At 70.9% G+C, this 3,281-nt stretch carries 3 protein-coding genes; 1 reads left to right on the top strand and 2 read right to left on the bottom strand.

What is annotated here, in order from left to right:
• Together D588_RS0119190 and D588_RS0119185 are read right to left on the bottom strand one after the other, a co-directional pair.
• A partial coding sequence (locus tag D588_RS0119190) for an MFS transporter (protein ID WP_017917135.1) occupies positions 1-703 on the bottom strand: 703 nt, incomplete at its 3' end.
• Positions 704-861: 158 nt separating this feature from the next.
• Positions 862-1,770: a DUF4424 family protein gene (locus D588_RS0119185; RefSeq protein WP_017917134.1), complete on the bottom strand. Its 909-nt coding sequence runs from the start codon at positions 1,768-1,770 to the stop codon at positions 862-864.
• A gap of 158 nt (positions 1,771-1,928) precedes the next feature.
• Here D588_RS0119185 and D588_RS0119180 point away from each other — a divergent pair.
• Positions 1,929-3,281: family 43 glycosylhydrolase (locus D588_RS0119180; protein WP_017917133.1), on the top strand; the 1,353-nt coding region annotated here is incomplete at its 3' end.

Raw genomic sequence — 3,281 nt, 5'->3', positions numbered from 1 at the left:
TGTCGGCCTCGGCGTGGCGGCCCTGGGTGGCCAGCCAGCGTGGCGACTCCGGCAAACGGCTGCGCAGCCACCACACCGCCAGCGCGAAGCCACCGCTGAGCAGCGCCACCCAGCGCCAGCCGCTCAGGCCCAGCGGCGCGTGCGGCACCAGTGCCCAGGCGCTCAACGCCACCGCCGGCACCGCCAGGAACTGCAGGCAGAACGCCAGCGCGAACGCAGCACCGCGCATCTGTCGCGGCACCATTTCCGACAGATAGGTATCGATGGTGACCAGTTCCACGCCCAGGCCGATGCCGACCACGCCGCGCCACAAAATCACCCCCAGCGCGCTGTGCTGCAGGCCCATCGCCACCGTGGCCACGCAGTACCAGAGCAGCGCGAAGGAGAACACCGCGCGGCGCCCGAAACGATCGACCAGCGGGCTGAGCAGGCTCGCGCCGAGGAACAGGCCCAGGAACGTCGCCGAGGCGAACGCGGCCTGGTCGGCGATGCCGAACACGCCGGCCGCGCCCTCGGCGAAGATGCCGTCGCGCAGCAGGCCGGGGCTGAGGTAGGCGGTCTGGAACAGGTCGTACAGTTCGAAGAAGCCGCCCAGCGCCAGCAGCGCGACCAGGCGCCACAGGGTGCGGGTGGGCGGCAGGCGTTCCAGGCGCGCCGCGACCAAGGCGACGGGATCGGAAGCGGCAACGGCGGCATCGCGCATGCGGGCAGGTCCTGGGGGAGGGATCGCGCCGCCGCATGCTGCCCGATCCGCCGCCGCGCGCGCCACCGCGTCGGGTCGAAACTGCCGACCGCGCCGCATCGGCGTTCAGCCGGATGTCGGCTTCGGCGCGACCGGCCGCTGCGGGCGCCGATTACGCGTCAGCGCAGGAAAAGGATGTCCAGATCGCGCTCGGGCACGAAGTCGCGCTGGCGGAATTCGAAAGTGAGCGCATCGGTGCGCTGCAGCTCGCCGTCGAAGCACAGGCTGAGCAGGTCGCCGGGGGCGCGCTTCTTCAGGGTCAGGTGGAAGTCCTGGATCGGCCCCTTCCAGTTGGCGCCGGTGCGCAGTACGTAGCGCAGGTTGCTCCACTGCAGGCCGTTGGCGCCGGCGCGGCGACGCAGGCGCTGTTGGGTGGCGGCGTCCAGGCAGGTGGGCTTGGCGTACTCGCCGATCAGGTCGCTGGCCGGCATCGGCACGCCGGTAGCGACACTGGGCGCGTAGCTATGGCGGATCGCCACCGTGCCGCCGGCGGGGAAGCGCTGCTGCCAGACGAAGTACTCGCTGAGGGTGAAGCGCGGCTGCCCATCCGTATCGAACCAGCGCGCGGGCAGCGGCTTGCGGCCGGCCGGAACGGTGCCGCCCTCGACGTACTCTGCCAGGTCGTCCGGCGTCCAGCCGCTGGCCGCCCACGCGCGCGAGATGTCGGCACCGTCCAGCTTCGCCACCAGCTTGCGCTCGGTGCGCACCGGCTTGCCGTCCACCCACAGCCTGAAGTCGGTGAGCGCGCTGTGGTCGGCCATGCCGAAGTACATCGGCGGCATCGGGAAAGCGATCGGCACCAGCAGGTCGCGCGTGCTGGTGTTGGTGAACACGTAGTCCACCTGCACCCGCTCCTCGCTGATGAACAGGTCTTCCTTGCTCATGCGGATGTCCGGCTGGCGGATCAGTTCGATGGAGCCATTGGCGTCGCCGATGCTGCTGTCGTTGGCGAAGGCGGCAGCGGCCGCGAACAGCAAGGACGACAACAACACGGGCGGCAGGCGGCGCGGCGAAACGTTGGCGGTCATGGAGTCGGAGGTCGGCGAAGGAAGGCGCCGCAGCCGCAGCACGGCAGCGGCGAACGGGCGGGCGCCATGGTAACCGCGGCGGCATGGCCTGCCGCATCGCGCCCTGCCGCTGCGTTTGCTACGGTAGCCGGCGCCGCCACGGGGGGAAGGCCATCGCCATGTTCAGAGCATTCGCAACGCTGGCGCTGCTGGCGTCCGCCGGGCTGGCCGCGGCGCAGGCGCCAGGCCAGCGCAGCTACGCCAATCCGATCGACCTGGATTACCGCTACAACTTCGAGCAACTCAACGAAGGCATTTCCTATCGCACCGGCGCCGACCCGGTGTTCGTGCGCTTCGGCGACGCCTACTATCTGTTCCAGACCCTGGCCGACGGCTACTGGCGCTCCAGCAACCTGCTCGACTGGCAGTTCGTGACGCCCAGCCGCTGGCCGTTCGAGAGCATCGTCGCGCCGGCGGTGGTGGCCGACGGCGACCGCCTGGTGATCATGCAGTCGGCCTTCGAACCGCGCCCGCTGCTGCAGACCCGCGACCCGGCCAGCGGCAAGCTCGACTTCCTGACCCGGCTGCTGCCCAAGCTGCCGCGCGCCCAGCCGATCGGCACCGAGATGAAGGGCCGCCCGCTCAGCGACGTGCCGCCCGGCCCCTGGGACCCGGACCTGTTCATCGACGACGACGGCCAGTGGTACCTGTACTGGGGCTCGTCGGACCGCTATCCGCTGTATGGCATCGCCATGGATCGCAACGCGCAGGGGTTTGCCTTCCGCGGCGTGCCGACGCCCTTGCTCGCGCTGGACCCGGCGCAGCACGGCTGGGAGCGCTTCGGCCCCGACCACCGCGGTGCCCGCTTCCCCGACGGCAGCCCGATCGGCAGCTACCTGGAAGGCGCGTGGATGACCAAGACCGGCGGCCGCTACTACCTGCAGTACGGCGCGCCCGGCAGCGAGTACAACGCCTACGCCAACGGCGTGTACGTCGGCGAGCACCCGCTCGGCCCGTTCGTCTATGCGGCGTACAACCCGGTGGCCTACAAGCCCGGCGGCTTCATGCAGGGCGCCGGCCACGGCTCCACCTTCCAGGACGCGCACGGCAACTGGTGGAACAGCGGCACCGCCTGGATCGGCGCCAACTGGACCTTCGAACGGCGCATCGTGCTGTTCCCCGCCGCGTTCGCCGCCGACGGACAGATGCGCGTGTCGACCCGCTTCGGCGATTTCCCGCACTGGATGCCGGACGGCCCGGTGGCCGACCCGGAGGCGCTGTTCACCGGCTGGATGCTGTTGTCCTACCGCAAGCCGGCCACCGCCTCGTCCACCCTGGACGGCTTCGCCGCCGACCGCGCCACCGACGAGGACCCGCGCAGCTACTGGGTGGCCGCACGCAACACGCCCGGCGAGACCCTCACCGTGGACCTGGGCGGGGAACGCAGCGTGCGCGCGGTGCAGGTCAACTTCGCCGACTACCGTGCCGGCCGCTACGGCGATGCGCCGGACATCTACACCGCGTTCCGGCTG

Source organism: Xanthomonas sp. SHU 308 (assembly GCF_000364645.1).
GTDB lineage: Bacteria > Pseudomonadota > Gammaproteobacteria > Xanthomonadales > Xanthomonadaceae > Xanthomonas_A > Xanthomonas_A sontii.
This window is presented reverse-complemented; position numbering and strand designations above follow the sequence as displayed.

Bases quoted from the DNA above. Each gene is read 5' to 3' on its own strand.
- D588_RS0119185 (WP_017917134.1), bottom strand. From the start codon at position 1,770: ATGACCGCCAACGTTTCGCCGCGCCGCCTGCCGCCCGTGTTGTTGTCG.